The organism is Bacillus sp. 22475, from assembly GCF_052044835.1.
Lineage (GTDB): Bacteria > Bacillota > Bacilli > Bacillales > Bacillaceae_G > Bacillus_A > Bacillus_A cereus.
Genome location: NZ_JBQENW010000011.1, coordinates 38,895 through 54,957, shown reverse-complemented (window position 1 = coordinate 54,957; position 16,063 = coordinate 38,895). Strand labels below are relative to the sequence as shown.

Sequence of the window (16,063 nt, the reverse complement as noted above, 5' to 3'; positions counted from 1 at the left end):
GGTCGTTGTTGTATAACAGCGGCCTTTTTTGTATGAAATAAAGCGCGAAAGAATGGCGTTTTGAAAAAAAACGAAATGAATTTTCAAAAAAAACTTCCTTTTCTGAAGATTTGTTATATAATATAAAACATGAAATCAAATCTGTTATAAAACAGTTTAAGAAGGGGATGCTAATATGTCGACGCAAACTTCACGGGTTACACTCGTTGGAGAAATGTTACCAGCGTACAGCGAAATATTGACACCTGAGGTGCTTAGTTTTTTGAAGGAACTACATGAGAATTTTAATGAGCGCCGCATAGAACTTTTACAAAAACGTGTAGAAAAACAAAAGAGAATTGATGCAGGGGAGTTTCCGAAGTTTCTAGAAGAAACAAAACACATACGTGAAGCGGATTGGACAATTGCCAAGCTGCCAAAAGACTTAGAGGATCGCCGTGTAGAGATTACTGGACCGGTAGATAGAAAGATGGTCATTAACGCTTTAAATTCAGGAGCGCATCTTTTTATGGCGGATTTTGAAGATTCGAATTCACCAACTTGGGAAAATGCAGTGGAAGGCCAAATCAATTTACGAGATGCAGTAAAGGGAACGATTTCACATGAAAATGATAAAGGGAAAGAATATAGATTAAATGAGAAAACAGCTGTACTCATTGTACGTCCAAGAGGATGGCATTTAGAGGAAAAGCATATGCAAGTTGATGGGAAAAATATGTCGGGTAGCTTAGTAGACTTCGGCTTGTACTTTTTCCATAATGCGAAAGCTCTTTTAGCAAAAGGGAGCGGCCCATACTTTTACTTACCGAAAATGGAAAGTTATTTAGAAGCGAGATTATGGAATGATGTATTCGTATTTGCTCAAAAATATATCGGCATTCCAAATGGAACGATTAAAGCAACTGTGTTACTGGAAACGATTCACGCTTCGTTTGAAATGGATGAAATTTTGTATGAGCTAAAAGATCATTCTGCTGGCTTAAACTGCGGAAGATGGGATTATATTTTTAGCTTTTTAAAGAGTTTCCGTAATCATAATAAATTCTTACTACCAGATAGAGCACAAGTCACGATGACGGCGCCATTTATGCGTTCGTATTCTTTGAAAGTAATTCAAACATGTCACCGCCGTAATGCACCAGCAATTGGAGGAATGGCGGCACAAATTCCGATTAAAAATAATCCAGAAGCAAATGAAGCAGCTTTTGAAAAAGTGCGTGCTGATAAGGAACGCGAAGCTTTAGACGGTCATGACGGGACTTGGGTTGCCCACCCTGGACTTGTACCGGTTGCAATGGAAGTGTTTAATCACATTATGAAAACACCAAATCAAATTTTTAGAAGACGTGAAGAAATATGTGTAACAGAAAACGATTTACTAGAGGTACCGGTGGGAACGATTACAGAAGAGGGCCTTCGCATGAATATTAGCGTAGGTATTCAATATATTGCATCTTGGTTAAGCGGACGGGGAGCAGCACCCATTTATAACTTAATGGAAGATGCGGCAACAGCTGAAATTTCAAGAGCACAAGTATGGCAATGGATTCGTCATGAAGGTGGAAAACTAAATGATGGTCGTAATATTACGCTTGAATTAATGGAAGAATTAAAAGAAGAAGAATTAGCAAAAATAGAAAGAGAGATTGGTAAGGAAGCCTTTAAGAAAGGGAGATTCCAAGAGGCGACAACGTTGTTTACAAATCTCGTTCGAAATGATGAATTCGTACCATTTTTAACATTACCGGGTTATGAAATTTTATAAAAAATGAAAAGGGGATGGAACAAATGAAAAACGAAAGAATCGAGAAGTTACAAGAAAGCTGGGAATTAGATGAGCGTTGGAAAGGGATCACACGTCCATATTCGGCAGAAGATGTAATTCGCCTGCGCGGGTCAATTGATATTGAACATACGTTAGCGCGCCGCGGTGCTGAGAAGCTTTGGACATCGCTTCATACAGAAGACTATATTAACGCACTTGGCGCATTAACAGGAAACCAAGCGATGCAACAAGTAAAAGCTGGGTTAAAAGCGATTTACTTAAGTGGTTGGCAAGTAGCAGCTGATGCAAACCTTTCTGGGCATATGTATCCAGACCAAAGTTTATATCCAGCGAACAGCGTACCTGCTGTAGTAAAACGAATTAATCAAACGCTTCAACGTGCGGATCAAATTCAGCATATGGAAGGAAGCGATGATACAGACTATTTCGTACCGATTGTAGCAGATGCAGAAGCTGGATTTGGTGGGCAATTAAATGTATTCGAACTGATGAAAGGTATGATTGAAGCAGGTGCATCAGGTGTGCATTTTGAAGATCAATTATCTTCAGAGAAAAAATGTGGCCATTTAGGCGGAAAAGTACTACTACCAACGCAAACAGCAGTACGCAATTTAATTTCTGCACGCCTTGCAGCAGATGTAATGGGAGTGCCGACAATTATCGTTGCAAGAACAGATGCGGATGCGGCTGATTTAATTACGAGCGATATTGATCCTGTTGATAAAGCATTTATTACAGGAGAAAGAACACCAGAAGGATTTTACCGTACGAATGCAGGTCTTGATCAAGCAATTGCGCGCGGTTTAGCGTATGCACCGTACGCAGACCTCGTTTGGTGTGAAACGTCAGAACCAAATTTAGAAGATGCAAAACGATTTGCGGACGCAATTCATAAGGAGCATCCAGGGAAGCTACTTGCATATAACTGCTCACCTTCATTCAACTGGAAACAAAAACTAGATGAAAAAACAATTGCAAGCTTCCAAAAGGAAATCGCATCTTACGGTTACAAGTTCCAATTCGTAACACTTGCTGGATTCCATTCATTAAATTACGGTATGTTTGAACTAGCACGTGGCTATAAAGAGCGCGGCATGGCAGCATACTCTGAACTACAACAAGCAGAATTCGCAGTTGAAAAACACGGCTACTCTGCAACACGTCATCAACGCGAAGTGGGAACAGGTTACTTTGATGAAGTGGCACAAGTGATTACAGGCGGAACTTCATCAACGACAGCGTTAAAAGGATCTACAGAAGAAGCACAGTTTACGAAATAAAAGGAAGGGGCACCTTTTTGAAAGGTGCCCCTTGTTATTTTCTAAAAGATTCGAAAAGAAATATCGATTTATCGGCAAAAAACGATACTAACTTTTCTTTATTACTAAATCAACTCCACTCAGCTCCATAATCGCGAATAAACTTCATATCTTTCTCGTAATGCTCTAGATGTCCTTCATCAATCATTCTTTGGAAATTCAAGTCGCCTTCTTGTGCTTTTCGTTTCATATATGTACATAACCCTTCTAATCGAAGCAACACCATTCCTAAGTAATCTTCATCCATATTTTTATCATAGGACTGAACGAACAAATTCATTCTCTCTTTAATACAATCTGCATGTTGCGATGAGTCATAATAAACGGCTTCACCGGATTCTGTATAATACACTCTACTTAAAGGCACACAAGTATAGAGTGTATAAGCGATATCCCATAGTCTTGGACCAGGAGCAGCAACATCGAAATCAATAATCCCTACTGGCTTCTCATTATTAAAAATAATGTTATATATGGCAAAATCATTGTGACATAAAACCTCAATGTTATTTGGAGTATGATCCATCGGTTTCCAATCATCTAATAACGGAAAATCACTTACAGCATCATGGTAAAGGCGGAGCATCTTTGCGATTTCTTTTAATACATCATTAGATCGCATATATTCTTTTAAAGGATAATTGCCAGCTTCTCCTTCAATAAAGGATAAAATCTCTCTATCCTTTTCATCTACACCTAAAAACTTTGGAGCATAATGAAATCCTTTGTTTTCTAAATGTTGTAATAGCTTATGAATCTTTTCACTGCCTGGCTTTAACTCTCGCCGAACAGTATTTTCAGAACGATATACGCTTGAGACGTTTCCCCCTGTTAGCCTTTCTTCTTTAGCGTAGTTTGACATGTGAAAATTCCCCCTATAATTAAAAAATCCAATTCCAAATAGTGAATAGACCAACAATGGCAGAAAAGAGAAGGGAAGCAAGCAATGCTAGACAGCCAAAAGGGACTAGCTTATCTTGCCATGTTTCTTTATACTCATAAATTAACTCCTCTGCTACTTTCTTCTGCACTGAAGATAAAGGTTGCTCTTTATACAAACTTTTTATATGGTTAGAATCGCCTTTAAACTTTAAAGCACGTGCAATATGATGAGGACTATTTCCCATTGATTTTTCAAATAATAAACATGATTCATGCATAATGTCTGTTTTATGCTCCTCTAGATACCAGTAACGTCCAGCCATTTCTGGATATTGTAATGTATAATAAATATCTCCGAGTTGTTTTCGAAGGTGTAATTCATTTGGGTATGTAAAGATGAGGCCGTGCAATCTGTCTCTTGCTTTTCCAAGATTATTATTTTTAATATCCTCTTCGATTCTTGCTAATGTTTTTCTAGGAATTTTGTTGTTCATAAATTCCTCCTTATTTGGAATAGAGATAATTATATTTTATAAGAAATACTAAAAATTAGAAATTCCATTTTAGAAAAAGATTGTACATTTTATTTTAATGTGCTATGATGATGTCAGTTGAATAGTTAAATTAAGCAATCCATATGTTATCAAGTGCTGAAAACGAACGAGAAAAAATATGTGAGAACTAGTTTATGTTTCGTATTTGATAATGTGTGGATTCTTTTTTTAGATAGGAAGACTAAAAAATTTAAAATTTGTATTTTCTTAGGAGGAAATAATTATGGCAGTAACAGGACAAGTAAAATGGTTTAACAACGAAAAAGGCTTCGGTTTCATCGAAGTTCCAGGTGGAAACGACGTATTCGTACATTTCTCTGCAATCGAAACTGACGGTTTCAAATCTCTAGAAGAAGGTCAAAAAGTTAGCTTCGAAATCGAAGACGGTAACCGTGGACCTCAAGCTAAAAACGTAATCAAACTATAATTTTATAGTTGATGATGAAAAAAAGGATGGCTAATGCCATCCTTTTTTTAGGTTGTGGAGAAAATTTTTCCAGAGCCTGTTTTTATATGTAAATCTCTTTTTTTATGTTAAAACTGGTAAAAAATTATCGGGAATGCGTATTAGTTTCTGTAGAAGAGTTAGTTCAGCAAGAGCATTTGCTGCGTATGATAGTAAATAACTATAAATTTGTATTCTCTATTGAAGTAGGGAAATCTTTTCCAGATAGACCTTTAGTAACATCTTTTTTGTTAGCATTGTTGTTGGAAGTTTGTACGTTTTGAGATGATGTTTCTAACAGTTGTTCTTGTTCCTTACTAGGGGTATTCAGAGCATCTGAGGGGATGCTATTAACCTGCTGGCTTAATAGGTTTTCTTTATCCATAGTATACAGCTCCTTTTTGGAATTCGATAAAAAGCAATGTAATTATAAAATGACCACTTATATATATTGTGTTTTTGAATGAAATTATATACAAAACTTATATTATAAAGTTAACTAATTAACGAATTGTTAGTGATGGATAAAGATGTACAAATTTGAAGTGTTTAATAAAAATTAAAAGCGAGTAACAAGTACAAATACTATTTCTCATGTTTTATATAAGGATCATATACAAATCAAAAAAGATGTAGAGAACCTTGGAAGAAAATATAGTTGTTTTTTAGGGTGAAGAAGAATAAATAAAATGATACTACAAATGTAAAAAGGCATTCCATAAAGGAAGGCCTTTTATTGTTCTTGCCCTAATTTTTTCTTCTCACGTTTTTTACATTCTGGACATTTTGATTTACGAAATGGTTTGGAAAAGAATAGAAGAATGAAAAATAAGCCGAATATAATACTAGCTGAGTTTTTCACGATAATGACGCTGCTATTTTTCATTTGAATCGATGGTTGGATTTCTTTTTCTTCCATAGTGGCCCTCCATATATTGGATTTACATTTTAATTATAGCAAAGTTAATTGTTGTAATGATGTGAAAAGAGGAATGGATAATAAATATTTATAGGTAGTATAAATGCTGTTTTTATAGTTGTAACATTAAATAATTTCTATATTTCGATTTTACTATTTGACAAATGTTTGATAAATGATAAAAAATTGTAAAAAAGCGGAACTTGTAAGCTATTTCCTTTTCATAGGTGCTAAAATTATATATGCAGCTGCTAATATAAATGGAAAAAGGAGATAATAGAGCATGGAAAGTAAAGTGGAACGCTATGTCGAAAATTATGTTGTAACGAAAAATACGATGGCCTTACTTCCTGTTATTCTAAGTGAAAAGAAAATTGTTACTCGAGTCGTTGAAATGAATGATTCTTTTTTCGTATTTCAAAAACCTCTAGATATTATAGAAAGAAGTTGCCGCAAGCATGGCTCTAGTTTCTTAGGCAGAAAAGAAGGAACGAAAGAGTTAACTCATATTACACATAAAGCACCGATTGCGATTAGTCCAGCAGATCAACTTTATTTTTTCCCTACCTATTCTTACTCTAGAAAAGAGTGCGCGTGGTTGTCTCATTTTTATATTGAAAGTAATAAAGAATTAAAAGATGGAAATCTTATTATTAGATTTATAAATGGCTTTGCTGTGAAATTAGAAATATCAAAAACTAGTTTTGAAAATCAACAAAATCGTACAGCGAAATTGCGTACTGAATATGAAGATCGTAGGAAAAAGCAAGGGAGTCCTTGTTTTAAAGAGATTGATAAAAAAGAGGAATCAACATTAAGACCCGCTTATGAGAGAGTGTATTTTGTGAAGGAAGGCGAAGTGTGAAAGGATGGGGGAATCCCCATTCTTTTTTTATTTATCAGTCTTTGTCGATAAGGCGATATATTAGAAAAACCGAGTTGTAATTGATATATTTAGAAAGTCACCAGTGTAATTTCATTTGCCGATAAAAATATCGGAAAACCATCTAAATAACAAAACGAACGACACGTCCTGTCGAATATTGATAGATTATCATAGCTAAATAATGAAGGAATTCTTATGAAAGATATGGAAACTTTAATAAATACATCTCCATATGTCGTATCTACCATTTCCTCTTTCATATAAGCGATGATACAGTAGGGATAGTATTTAGAGTAAAGGGGTAAAGTGTAGAATGGATTTTCAGACAATCAAAGAGTATTTTTCACCAGAAAATATGGATCATATTGTTGAGAGTTATAAAGCGTTCGGACCACTTCTTGGTATTGGTTTACCGATGATAGAGGCGTTGATTCCAGCATTACCGCTTATCGTATTTGTACTGGCGAATGCTGTTGCATTTGGCTTTTGGCTCGGTTTTCTTTATTCATGGCTTGGATCAGTAATGGGTGCATTACTTGTCTTTTTCATCATCCGCTATTTTGGTCGCAGTCGTTTCTTTTCGTTTGTAAATAAGCATGAGAGAGTACGGAAAGCAATGGGGTGGATTGAAAGGAAAGGATTCGCACCGATTTTTGTTATATTTTGTTTTCCGTTTACACCGTCAGCGCTCATAAATGTTGTCGCTGGTTTATCCCGAATTAGTGTAAAACAGTTTGGTCTAGCGTTAGCATTCGGAAAGCTTGTGATGATTTTTATTTTAACGTATATCGGTCATGATTTAATGTCATTTATTCATAATCCGGTGAAATCAGTCGTTGTAGCGATTGGTATTTTTATTTTATGGTATGTCGGTAAGAAAATTGAAGTAAAGTTAGAACTACATTAAGAATAGTCTTCTTTGTAAAGGAAAGCTTCAGTATTAAAGGATAAGGGGAGAAGTAGATGAAGAAAACTTTGAAAAAAGAAGGCATAGAGTGGATACGAACAATTTTAATTGGTGTATTATTAGCTGTATTTTTTCGAACGTTTTTCTTTTCAACGTATGTTGTAGAGGGGAAGTCAATGATGCCGACATTGCAAGATGGCAATATGCTCGTTGTAAATAAGGTGAGTTATCAAGTTGGGGACTTGAACAGATTTGACGTTGTGGTGTTTCATGCGAATAAAAAAGAGGACTATGTAAAGCGAATTATCGGTTTACCTGGAGATCATATTGAATATAAGCATGATAAGTTATATATAAATGGACAATTTATTGATGAGCCGTATCTAGAGAAGTATAAGAAAGAGATAAATGGAAGGCAACTAACAGGCGACTTTAAATTAGAAGAGTTAACGAAAGAAAAGCTGGTGCCACCCGGGTTTATTTTTGTAGTAGGTGATAACCGGCTCGGGAGCTGGGATAGTAGACACTTTGGTTTTGTAAAAGCTGATACAGTTGTCGGTAAAGTTGATTTACGATATTGGCCAATTAAAGAGGTACAAACGAATTTTTCAAAAGGTTGATATAATGAAGTAGAAGTATAGAAAAGACAAACAACTCAGTTTGTCTTTTTTCGTGTACTATAATACAATTATAGTAGCAAACTAACGTTCGTTATGTAAGTGAAAGGTGGGGTTACATGTCACTTCGATTTGTGATTGGTAGAGCGGGAAGTGGAAAAAGTACACTTTGTTTACGCGAAGTGCAAGAAGAGTTAAAACAGCGCCCGAGAGGGAAAACAATATTATATCTTGTGCCAGAACAGATGACATTCCAGACGCAGCAGGTGTTAATTGGAAGTGAGGATGTAAGAGGTTCTATTCGGGCACAAGTTTTTAGTTTTTCACGATTAGCGTGGAAGGTACTGCAAGAAGTTGGCGGAGCGAGTCGTCTTCATATTGATGAAGCTGGTATACATATGTTACTCCGTAAAATTGTAGAGTCTCGTAAAGATGGATTATCGGTGTTCCAAAAAGCAGCGGAGCAAAACGGTTTCTTTGAACATCTTGGCAGTATGATCGCGGAGTTTAAACGTTACAATGTAACGCCATCTAACGTATATGAAATGTGGCAACAATTAGATGCGCATAGTAGCAGTGCCGAACAAAAGTTACTAGCGAATAAAGTGTATGATTTACAGTTACTATACGATGATTTTGAACGTGCTTTAATTGGAAAATACTTAGATTCAGAAGACTACCTGCAATTGCTAGTGGAAAAGCTTCCGCAATCTGAATATGTAAATGGTGCGGAAATTTATATAGATGGATTTCATTCATTTTCCCCGCAAGAGTTAGAGATTGTAAGACAGCTTATGATTTGCGGAGCGAGAGTTACGATCACGTTAACGATAGATGAAAAAACGTTAGCACAGCCAGTAAATGAACTCGATTTATTTTATGAAACGACGTTAACGTATGAAAAAATAAAACAAGTAGCGCGTGAAGAGAAAATAGAAATTGAAAAAACAATTCCACTTATGGAACAGCCGCGTTTTCATTCTCCGGCATTAGCGCATTTAGAAGCTCATTATGAAGCGCGTCCGAATGAAAAATTTAACGGTGAAGCGAGTGTAACGATTAGTACAGCTGCGAATTTACGAGCGGAGGTAGAAGGTGTTGCTCGTGAAATTCGTAAACTTGTTGCGGATGAAAAATATCGTTACCGAGATATTGCAGTGCTTCTTCGTAATGGGGAAAGTTATTACGATGTGATGCGAACGTTATTTACAGATTATAATATCCCGCACTTCATCGATGAAAAGCGCCCGATGTCACACCACCCATTAGTAGAATGTATTCGTTCTGCACTCGAGATTATTAGTGGGAATTGGCGTTATGATGCGGTGTTCCGTTGCGTGAAAACAGAGCTTTTATATCCATTAGACGTAAGAAAAGAAGCGATGCGTGAAGAAATGGATGAATTTGAAAATTACTGTTTAGCGTACGGTGTACAAGGAAAGAGATGGACTTCAGAGGATCCATGGATGTATCGTCGTTATCGTTCTCTTGATGATACGAACGGGATGATTACAGACAGTGAACGTGAAATGGAAGAGAAAATAAATAGGCTACGTGACGTTGTAAGAACACCTGTTATTCGCATGCAAAAAAGGTTAAAGCGTGCAGGAACAGTTATGCAAATGTGTGAAGCAGTTTACTTATTTTTAGAAGAGCTGGATGTTCCGAAAAAACTGGAAGAATTACGTATACGTGCAGAAGAAAGTGGAGATTTCTTATTTGCGACAGATCATGAACAAGTATGGGAAGAAGTAATGAGCCTTCTTGATACGTTTGTAGAGATGCTTGGTGAAGAGAAAATGTCTCTTTCTATGTTTACGGACGTTATGTCGACAGGTCTTGAGGCACTTCAATTTGCTAACATTCCGCCGTCATTAGACCAAGTGTTAATTGCTAATATTGATCACTCCAGGTTATCTGACGTGAAAGCAACGTTTATTATAGGTGTAAATGAGGGTGTCATTCCAGCAGCACCTATGGATGAAGGGATGCTTTCTGATGAGGAAAGAGAAGTTCTTGGTGCGGCAGGGATTGAATTAGCGCCAACGACGAGACAAACTTTGTTAGAAGAACAGTTCGTTATGTATCAAATGGTAACGAGAGCATCTGAGAAGTTATACATTTCATGCCCGCTTGCGGATGAAGAAGGAAAGACGTTACTTGCGTCTAGCTTTATTAAGAAAATAAAAAGAATGTTCCCTAATGTGAAAGATTCATTTATTACGAATGACGTAAATGATTTATCACGTTCAGAACAAATTTCATACGTAGCAACGCCAGAAGTAACGTTATCTTACGTTATGCAGCAACTACAAACGTGGAAGCGATACGGATTTGAAGGGAATTTAGACTTTTGGTGGGACGTATATAATTTCTACGTAACTTCAGATGAATGGAAACAAAAAAGTAGCCGCGTCTTATCAAGTTTATTCTATCGAAATCGTGCGAAGAAACTAAGTACAGCAGTAAGTAGAGATTTATACGGAGATATAATTAAAGGAAGCGTCTCTCGTATGGAACTATTTAATCGTTGTGCATACGCTCATTTTGCGCAGCACGGTTTATCGCTTAGAGAGCGTGATATTTTCAAGCTTGATGCGCCAGACATCGGCGAATTATTCCATGCGGCATTAAAGAAAATTGCGGACAAGTTATTGCGTGAAAACCGCACTTGGGCGGATTTATCCATAAAAGAGTGTGAGCATCTTTCTGTTTTAGTAATAGAAGAAATTGCGCCGTTATTACAACGACAAATTTTATTAAGTTCAAACCGTCATTTCTATTTAAAACAAAAACTACAACAAATCATTTTCCGTACGTCAATCATTCTTCGTGAACATGCGAAGTCAAGCGGATTCGTACCAGTTGATTTAGAGGTGCCGTTCGGTATGGGAGGTACAGGATCACTTCCGCCGATGGAATTCTCATTACCAAATGGTGTGAAGATGGAAGTAGTCGGCCGTATTGACCGTGTTGATAAGGCAGAAGATGAAAACGGGACGTTCTTACGTATTATTGATTATAAATCAAGTTCAAAAGCGTTAGATTTAACGGAAGTGTATTACGGATTAGCACTTCAAATGTTAACGTATTTAGATGTTGTTACTTCGAATGCACAGACGTGGATGAAAAAAGGCCACGCAGCATCACCAGCTGGTGTATTGTATTTCCATATTCATAACCCAATCGTTGAGATGAAAGGTGACGCATCTGAAGCTGAAATTGAAAAAGAAATTTTAAAGAAATTTAAAATGAAAGGACTCGTATTAGGAAATGCTGACGTTGTTCGTTTAATGGATAACAAACTTTCAACAGGAAGCTCAGATATTATTTCTGCTGGCCTGAAAAAAGACGGTAGCTTTAGTGCGCGTTCAAGTATTGCAAGTGAGCAAGAGTTTAACGTACTGCAAAAATATGTACACCATACGTTTGAAAATATCGGAAAAGATATTACAGAAGGTGTTATCGATATTGCTCCTTATAAAATGGGAAATAAAGCAGCATGTACGTTCTGTAACTTCAAATCTGTTTGTCAATTTGATGAGTCACTTGAAGATAATCAGTTCCGATCGTTAAAAGATATGAAAGATAGCGAAGCGATGGAGAAAATAAGAGAGGAGGTTGGCGGAGAATGATAGAAAATTGGCCTAAAAAACCAGAAGGTAGTCAATGGACAGATGACCAGTGGAAAGCTGTTGTAGCGAACGGACGTGATATTTTAGTTGCGGCTGCAGCTGGATCAGGTAAAACAGCAGTATTAGTTGAACGTATTATTAAAAAGATTATTAATGAAGAGAATCCAGTCGATGTCGACCGCCTGCTCGTTGTAACATTTACGAATGCAGCAGCGCAAGAGATGAAAAACCGAATCGGGGAAGCGTTAGAAAAAGTATTAATTGATGAACCAGGCTCTCAACACGTAAGAAAGCAGCTGAGCCTATTAAATAAAGCTTCCATTTCAACAATTCACTCATTCTGTTTACAAGTTATTAGAGGATATTACTACATGCTTGATGTTGATCCTCGTTTCCGTATTGCGAATCAAACAGAAAATGAATTGTTAAAAGAAGAAGTGCTAGATGACATATTAGAAGAAGAGTATGGCATCGAAGATAATACGATATTCTTTGAACTCGTTGATCGTTATACGAGTGACCGTAGTGATGATGACTTACAACGTATGATTTTAGCGCTTCATACAGAATCAAGAGCGCATCCAAATCCGGAGAAATGGCTTGATAAATTAGTAGAAGCATACGACGTCGAAGGAAAGACAATTGAAGATTTAGTATATGCTTCTTATTTATTAGAAGATGTGAAATTCCAGCTTGAAACAGCGGAACAGCATATTCGTAAGGCAACTGAACTCGCAATGCTTCCTGACGGTCCAGCGCCTCGCGTTGAAACCCTGCAAGCAGACGTAGCTTTACTTGGAACGTTATCATCCGCAGCTCGTGAATCGTGGACAAGATTGTATGAAGCGATGCAAAACGTATCGTGGCAAACGTTAAAGCGTATTAAGAAAAGTGATTACAATGAAGATGTTGTAAAACAAGTAGACTCTCTTCGTAATAAAGCGAAAGATGAAGTGAAGAAATTACAAGAAGAGTTATTTAGCCGCAAACCTGAAAGTTTCTTACGAGATTTTCAAGATATGCACCCAGTATTAGAAAAGCTTGTTCAACTTGTAAAAGTATTTACAGAGCGTTTCCAAGCGATGAAGCGAGATAAAGGAATGGTCGATTTCACAGATTTAGAGCATTTTTGTTTACAAATTTTAAGTGAAAAAAGTGAAAATGGTGAAATGAATCCTTCAGCAGTAGCGCTTCAATATCGTAATAAATTTGCTGAAGTGTTAGTCGATGAATATCAAGATACGAACTTTGTACAGGAATCCATTATTAAATTCGTAACGAAAGATTCTGAGAGTGAAGGAAACTTGTTCATGGTTGGCGACGTGAAGCAGTCAATTTATCGTTTCCGACTAGCAGAACCAGGCTTATTCCTAGGAAAGTATAAACGCTTTACGCAAGAAGGATTGGGCGGCGGAATGAAGATTGACTTAGCGAAAAATTTCCGTAGTCGTCATGAAGTGCTAGCAGGTACGAACTTTATCTTCAAACAAATTATGGGTGAAGAAGTCGGAGAAATCGACTACGATGCAGACGCTGAATTAAAGTTAGGTGCTAGCTATCCGGAAGGTGAAGATGTAGCAGCAGAACTACTGTGCATTCAGCAAACGGAAGAAGAAGTAATAGACGGAGAAGAAGGTGCAGAAGTCGAAAAAGCACAGCTTGAAGCTCGTCTTATGGCGCAGCGCATTAAAGCGATGGTTGATTCAGGTTATGAAGTGTATGACCGTAAAAATGATAGTATGCGCCCAGTACAATACCGCGACTTCGTTATTTTACTTCGCTCCATGCCGTGGGCCCCGCAAATTATGGAAGAGTTAAAATTACAAGGAATTCCAGTGTACGCTGACCTTGCGACTGGTTACTTTGAAGCGACGGAAGTAAATATTATGATGAACGTATTCCGCGTTATTGATAATCCGATGCAAGATATTCCGCTTGCAGCTGTACTTCGTTCTCCAATCGTTGGATTGAGCGATGAAGAACTTGCAACGCTTCGTGCTCATGGAAAGAAAGGCTCGTTTTATGAAGTAATGAGCTCATTCTTAAAAGGGGCACCACTTGAAGAGGAGCAAGAACTTCATGATAAATTAGAGTGGTTTTATAACTTACTGCAAGGATGGCGTGAATTTGCACGTCAACAATCACTTTCTGATTTAATTTGGAAAGTGTACGGTGAGACAGGTTATTACGACTTCGTTGGCGGTTTACCAGCTGGAAAGCAAAGGCAGGCAAACTTACGCGTACTATATGACCGCGCAAGACAATACGAAGCAACATCATTTAGAGGATTATTCCGCTTCTTACGTTTTATTGAACGTATTTTAGAACGCGGTGATGACATGGGTACGGCGAGGGCCCTCGGTGAACAAGAAGACGTTGTTCGCATTATGACGATTCATAAAAGTAAAGGGTTAGAGTTCCCGGTTGTATTTGTAGCTGGACTCGGTCGTCGTTTTAATACACAAGACTTAATGAAACGTTTCTTATTGCATAAAGATTTCGGTTTCGGTTCGCAATTTATCGATCCGCGTAAACGAATTAAATATACAACATTATCACAGCTTGCGATTAAGCGTAAAATGAAAATGGAATTAATTGCGGAAGAAATGCGCGTGCTATACGTAGCGTTGACGCGCGCGAAAGAGAAGTTAATTTTAATCGGAACAGTTAAGGATGCAAATAAGGAAATGGAAAAATGGCTTGATGCGAGGGAACATAGTGAATGGTTATTACCAGATCACATACGTGCCGGGGCGTCTTGTTATTTAGACTGGATTGCACCTTCATTATATAGACACCGTGATAGTGAAATGCTTCTTGAATTAGGACAAGGAAGTATTCCAGATGAAATTTACGGGTATGACACTAGCTGGAAAGTAGAAGTTGTGGACGGTAATACGCTACTTGCACCAGAGCCAGTTCAAGAAGAGAAACAAGAATTGTTAGAAGCGCTTCGTGAGAAAAAGGCTGTGCCGTTAGAAAGTGAACGAAAAGATGAAGTGTACGACAGATTAATGTGGAAGTACGGATATGAGGAAGCAACATCTCACCGTGCGAAGCAATCTGTTACAGAAATAAAGAGAAATTATCAATCAGAAGATGGTAGTGATAACGCCTTTATTAAAAAACTACGTGCACCAATTAAAACACGTCCGCGCTTTATGGAGAAAAAAGGGTTAACGTACGCAGAGCGCGGAACAGCAGTCCATGTCGTTATGCAGCATGTTGATTTGAAGAAGCCGATTACGGTTGAAGTTCTTCAAGAGCAAATTGCTGGAATGGTAAATAAGGAATTATTAACATTCGAGCAGGCGGAAGAAATAGCGATTGAAAAAGTAATTTCATTCTTTGACAGTGACTTAGGTAAAAGGGTATTAGCGGCGAAAAGTGTTGAGCGTGAAGTTCCATTTACGATGATGCTTGCAGCAGAAGAAGCATATCAAGATTGGCAAGGGAATAGCGGGGAATCGATTCTTGTCCAAGGGGTTATCGACTGCATGATTGAAGAGGAAGATGGCATTACGTTAATCGACTTCAAAACAGATATGATTGAAGGGAAATTTCCAGGCGGATTCGAACAAGCGAAACCAATTTTAGAAGATCGATATAAAGTGCAGCTTTCGTTATATGCAAAAGCACTGGAGAAAAGCTTACAACATCCTGTAAAAGAGAAATGTTTATACTTCTTTGATGGGAATCACGTTGTAAATATTGAAGAATAGAGGGGCTTGAAAATGGTAACGGAAAAAACGTTAAGAACTTGTGAACAGGGACACGAGTACTATAAAAGTAGCGATTGTCCAACTTGCCCAGTCTGTGAGAAAGAGAGAAAACCAAAAGAAGGTTTTCTCTCTCTTCTTTCAGCGCCAGCAAGAAGGGCATTAGAACACCATGGAATTCAAACTGTAGAAGAACTCTCAAAATATAGTGAAAAAGAAATATTAAAACTGCATGGTATGGGACCTGCGTCTTTGCCGAAGCTTAGGAGGGCTTTGGAGGAGAGCGGGTTATCATTTAAATAAAATGAAATAGTGCCTCTTCACTACTTACTTGTTTATACCACTATTTGTGGACAGTAAAGCTCTTGCTTATTAAAATTTTATTTTAATAATT

The 16,063-nt window shown here is 37.4% G+C and carries 13 protein-coding genes; 9 read left to right on the top strand and 4 right to left on the bottom strand.

Annotation, left to right across the window (positions count from 1 at the left end):
• The first annotated feature begins 175 nt into the window (after nucleotides 1-175).
• Nucleotides 176-1,765, top strand: a complete 1,590-nt coding sequence (aceB, locus tag ACTJJY_RS18510) for a malate synthase A (RefSeq protein ID WP_000107349.1) — start codon at nucleotides 176-178, stop codon at nucleotides 1,763-1,765.
• A gap of 23 nt (nucleotides 1,766-1,788) precedes the next feature.
• Complete coding sequence (aceA, locus tag ACTJJY_RS18505) at nucleotides 1,789-3,066, top strand: isocitrate lyase (RefSeq protein ID WP_440606227.1); 1,278 nt, start codon at nucleotides 1,789-1,791, stop codon at nucleotides 3,064-3,066.
• 109 nt (nucleotides 3,067-3,175) lie between these two features.
• On the opposite strand, the gene ACTJJY_RS18500 is transcribed toward aceA, so the two are convergent.
• Both ACTJJY_RS18500 and ACTJJY_RS18495 read right to left on the bottom strand, forming a co-directional pair.
• On the bottom strand, nucleotides 3,176-3,967 hold the full coding sequence (locus tag ACTJJY_RS18500; RefSeq protein ID WP_440606226.1) for a phosphotransferase: 792 nt from the start codon (nucleotides 3,965-3,967) through the stop codon (nucleotides 3,176-3,178).
• Between the two features lie 19 nt (nucleotides 3,968-3,986).
• Complete coding sequence (locus ACTJJY_RS18495; RefSeq protein ID WP_440606225.1) at nucleotides 3,987-4,481, bottom strand: DUF6584 family protein; 495 nt, start codon at nucleotides 4,479-4,481, stop codon at nucleotides 3,987-3,989.
• A 283-nt stretch (nucleotides 4,482-4,764) separates the two neighbouring features.
• Between ACTJJY_RS18495 and cspA the strand changes: the two genes are divergently transcribed.
• The gene (cspA, locus tag ACTJJY_RS18490; protein ID WP_000301523.1) at nucleotides 4,765-4,968 is read left to right on the top strand and encodes an RNA chaperone/antiterminator CspA; all 204 of its coding nucleotides are present in this window, start codon (nucleotides 4,765-4,767) and stop codon (nucleotides 4,966-4,968) included.
• A gap of 199 nt (nucleotides 4,969-5,167) precedes the next feature.
• Here the strand turns inward: cspA and ACTJJY_RS18485 are convergent, their stop codons facing one another.
• Together ACTJJY_RS18485 and ACTJJY_RS18480 are read right to left on the bottom strand one after the other, a co-directional pair.
• The gene (locus tag ACTJJY_RS18485) at nucleotides 5,168-5,371 is read right to left on the bottom strand and encodes a hypothetical protein (protein ID WP_440606224.1); all 204 of its coding nucleotides are present in this window, start codon (nucleotides 5,369-5,371) and stop codon (nucleotides 5,168-5,170) included.
• 348 nt (nucleotides 5,372-5,719) lie between these two features.
• Entirely contained in the window at nucleotides 5,720-5,905 is a 186-nt protein-coding gene (locus tag ACTJJY_RS18480) for a hypothetical protein (RefSeq protein WP_440606223.1), read from the bottom strand.
• Between the two features lie 283 nt (nucleotides 5,906-6,188).
• Here ACTJJY_RS18480 and ACTJJY_RS18475 point away from each other — a divergent pair, with 283 nt between their 5' ends.
• The 6 genes from ACTJJY_RS18475 to ACTJJY_RS18450 all read left to right on the top strand — a co-directional run bounded on the left by ACTJJY_RS18475 (nucleotide 6,189) and on the right by ACTJJY_RS18450 (nucleotide 15,972).
• The gene (locus ACTJJY_RS18475) at nucleotides 6,189-6,770 is read left to right on the top strand and encodes a competence protein ComK (RefSeq protein ID WP_109737525.1); all 582 of its coding nucleotides are present in this window, start codon (nucleotides 6,189-6,191) and stop codon (nucleotides 6,768-6,770) included.
• 334 nt (nucleotides 6,771-7,104) lie between these two features.
• Complete coding sequence (locus ACTJJY_RS18470) at nucleotides 7,105-7,698, top strand: TVP38/TMEM64 family protein (RefSeq protein WP_440606222.1); 594 nt, start codon at nucleotides 7,105-7,107, stop codon at nucleotides 7,696-7,698.
• Nucleotides 7,699-7,754: 56 nt separating this feature from the next.
• On the top strand, nucleotides 7,755-8,318 hold the full coding sequence (lepB, locus tag ACTJJY_RS18465) for a signal peptidase I (RefSeq protein WP_411996300.1): 564 nt from the start codon (nucleotides 7,755-7,757) through the stop codon (nucleotides 8,316-8,318).
• 116 nt (nucleotides 8,319-8,434) lie between these two features.
• Nucleotides 8,435-11,950 carry a helicase-exonuclease AddAB subunit AddB gene (gene addB / locus ACTJJY_RS18460; protein WP_440606221.1) on the top strand — a complete coding sequence of 1,172 codons (3,516 nt, stop codon included), beginning with the start codon at nucleotides 8,435-8,437 and terminating at the stop codon, nucleotides 11,948-11,950.
• Nucleotides 11,947-15,672, top strand: coding sequence for a helicase-exonuclease AddAB subunit AddA (gene addA / locus ACTJJY_RS18455; RefSeq protein WP_440606220.1), 3,726 nt, complete (start codon nucleotides 11,947-11,949; stop codon nucleotides 15,670-15,672). Before addB ends, addA begins: the two co-directional genes overlap by 4 nt.
• A gap of 12 nt (nucleotides 15,673-15,684) precedes the next feature.
• The gene (locus ACTJJY_RS18450) at nucleotides 15,685-15,972 is read left to right on the top strand and encodes an RNA polymerase alpha subunit C-terminal domain-containing protein (RefSeq protein WP_000255727.1); all 288 of its coding nucleotides are present in this window, start codon (nucleotides 15,685-15,687) and stop codon (nucleotides 15,970-15,972) included.
• The last annotated feature ends 91 nt before the right edge of the window (nucleotides 15,973-16,063 follow it).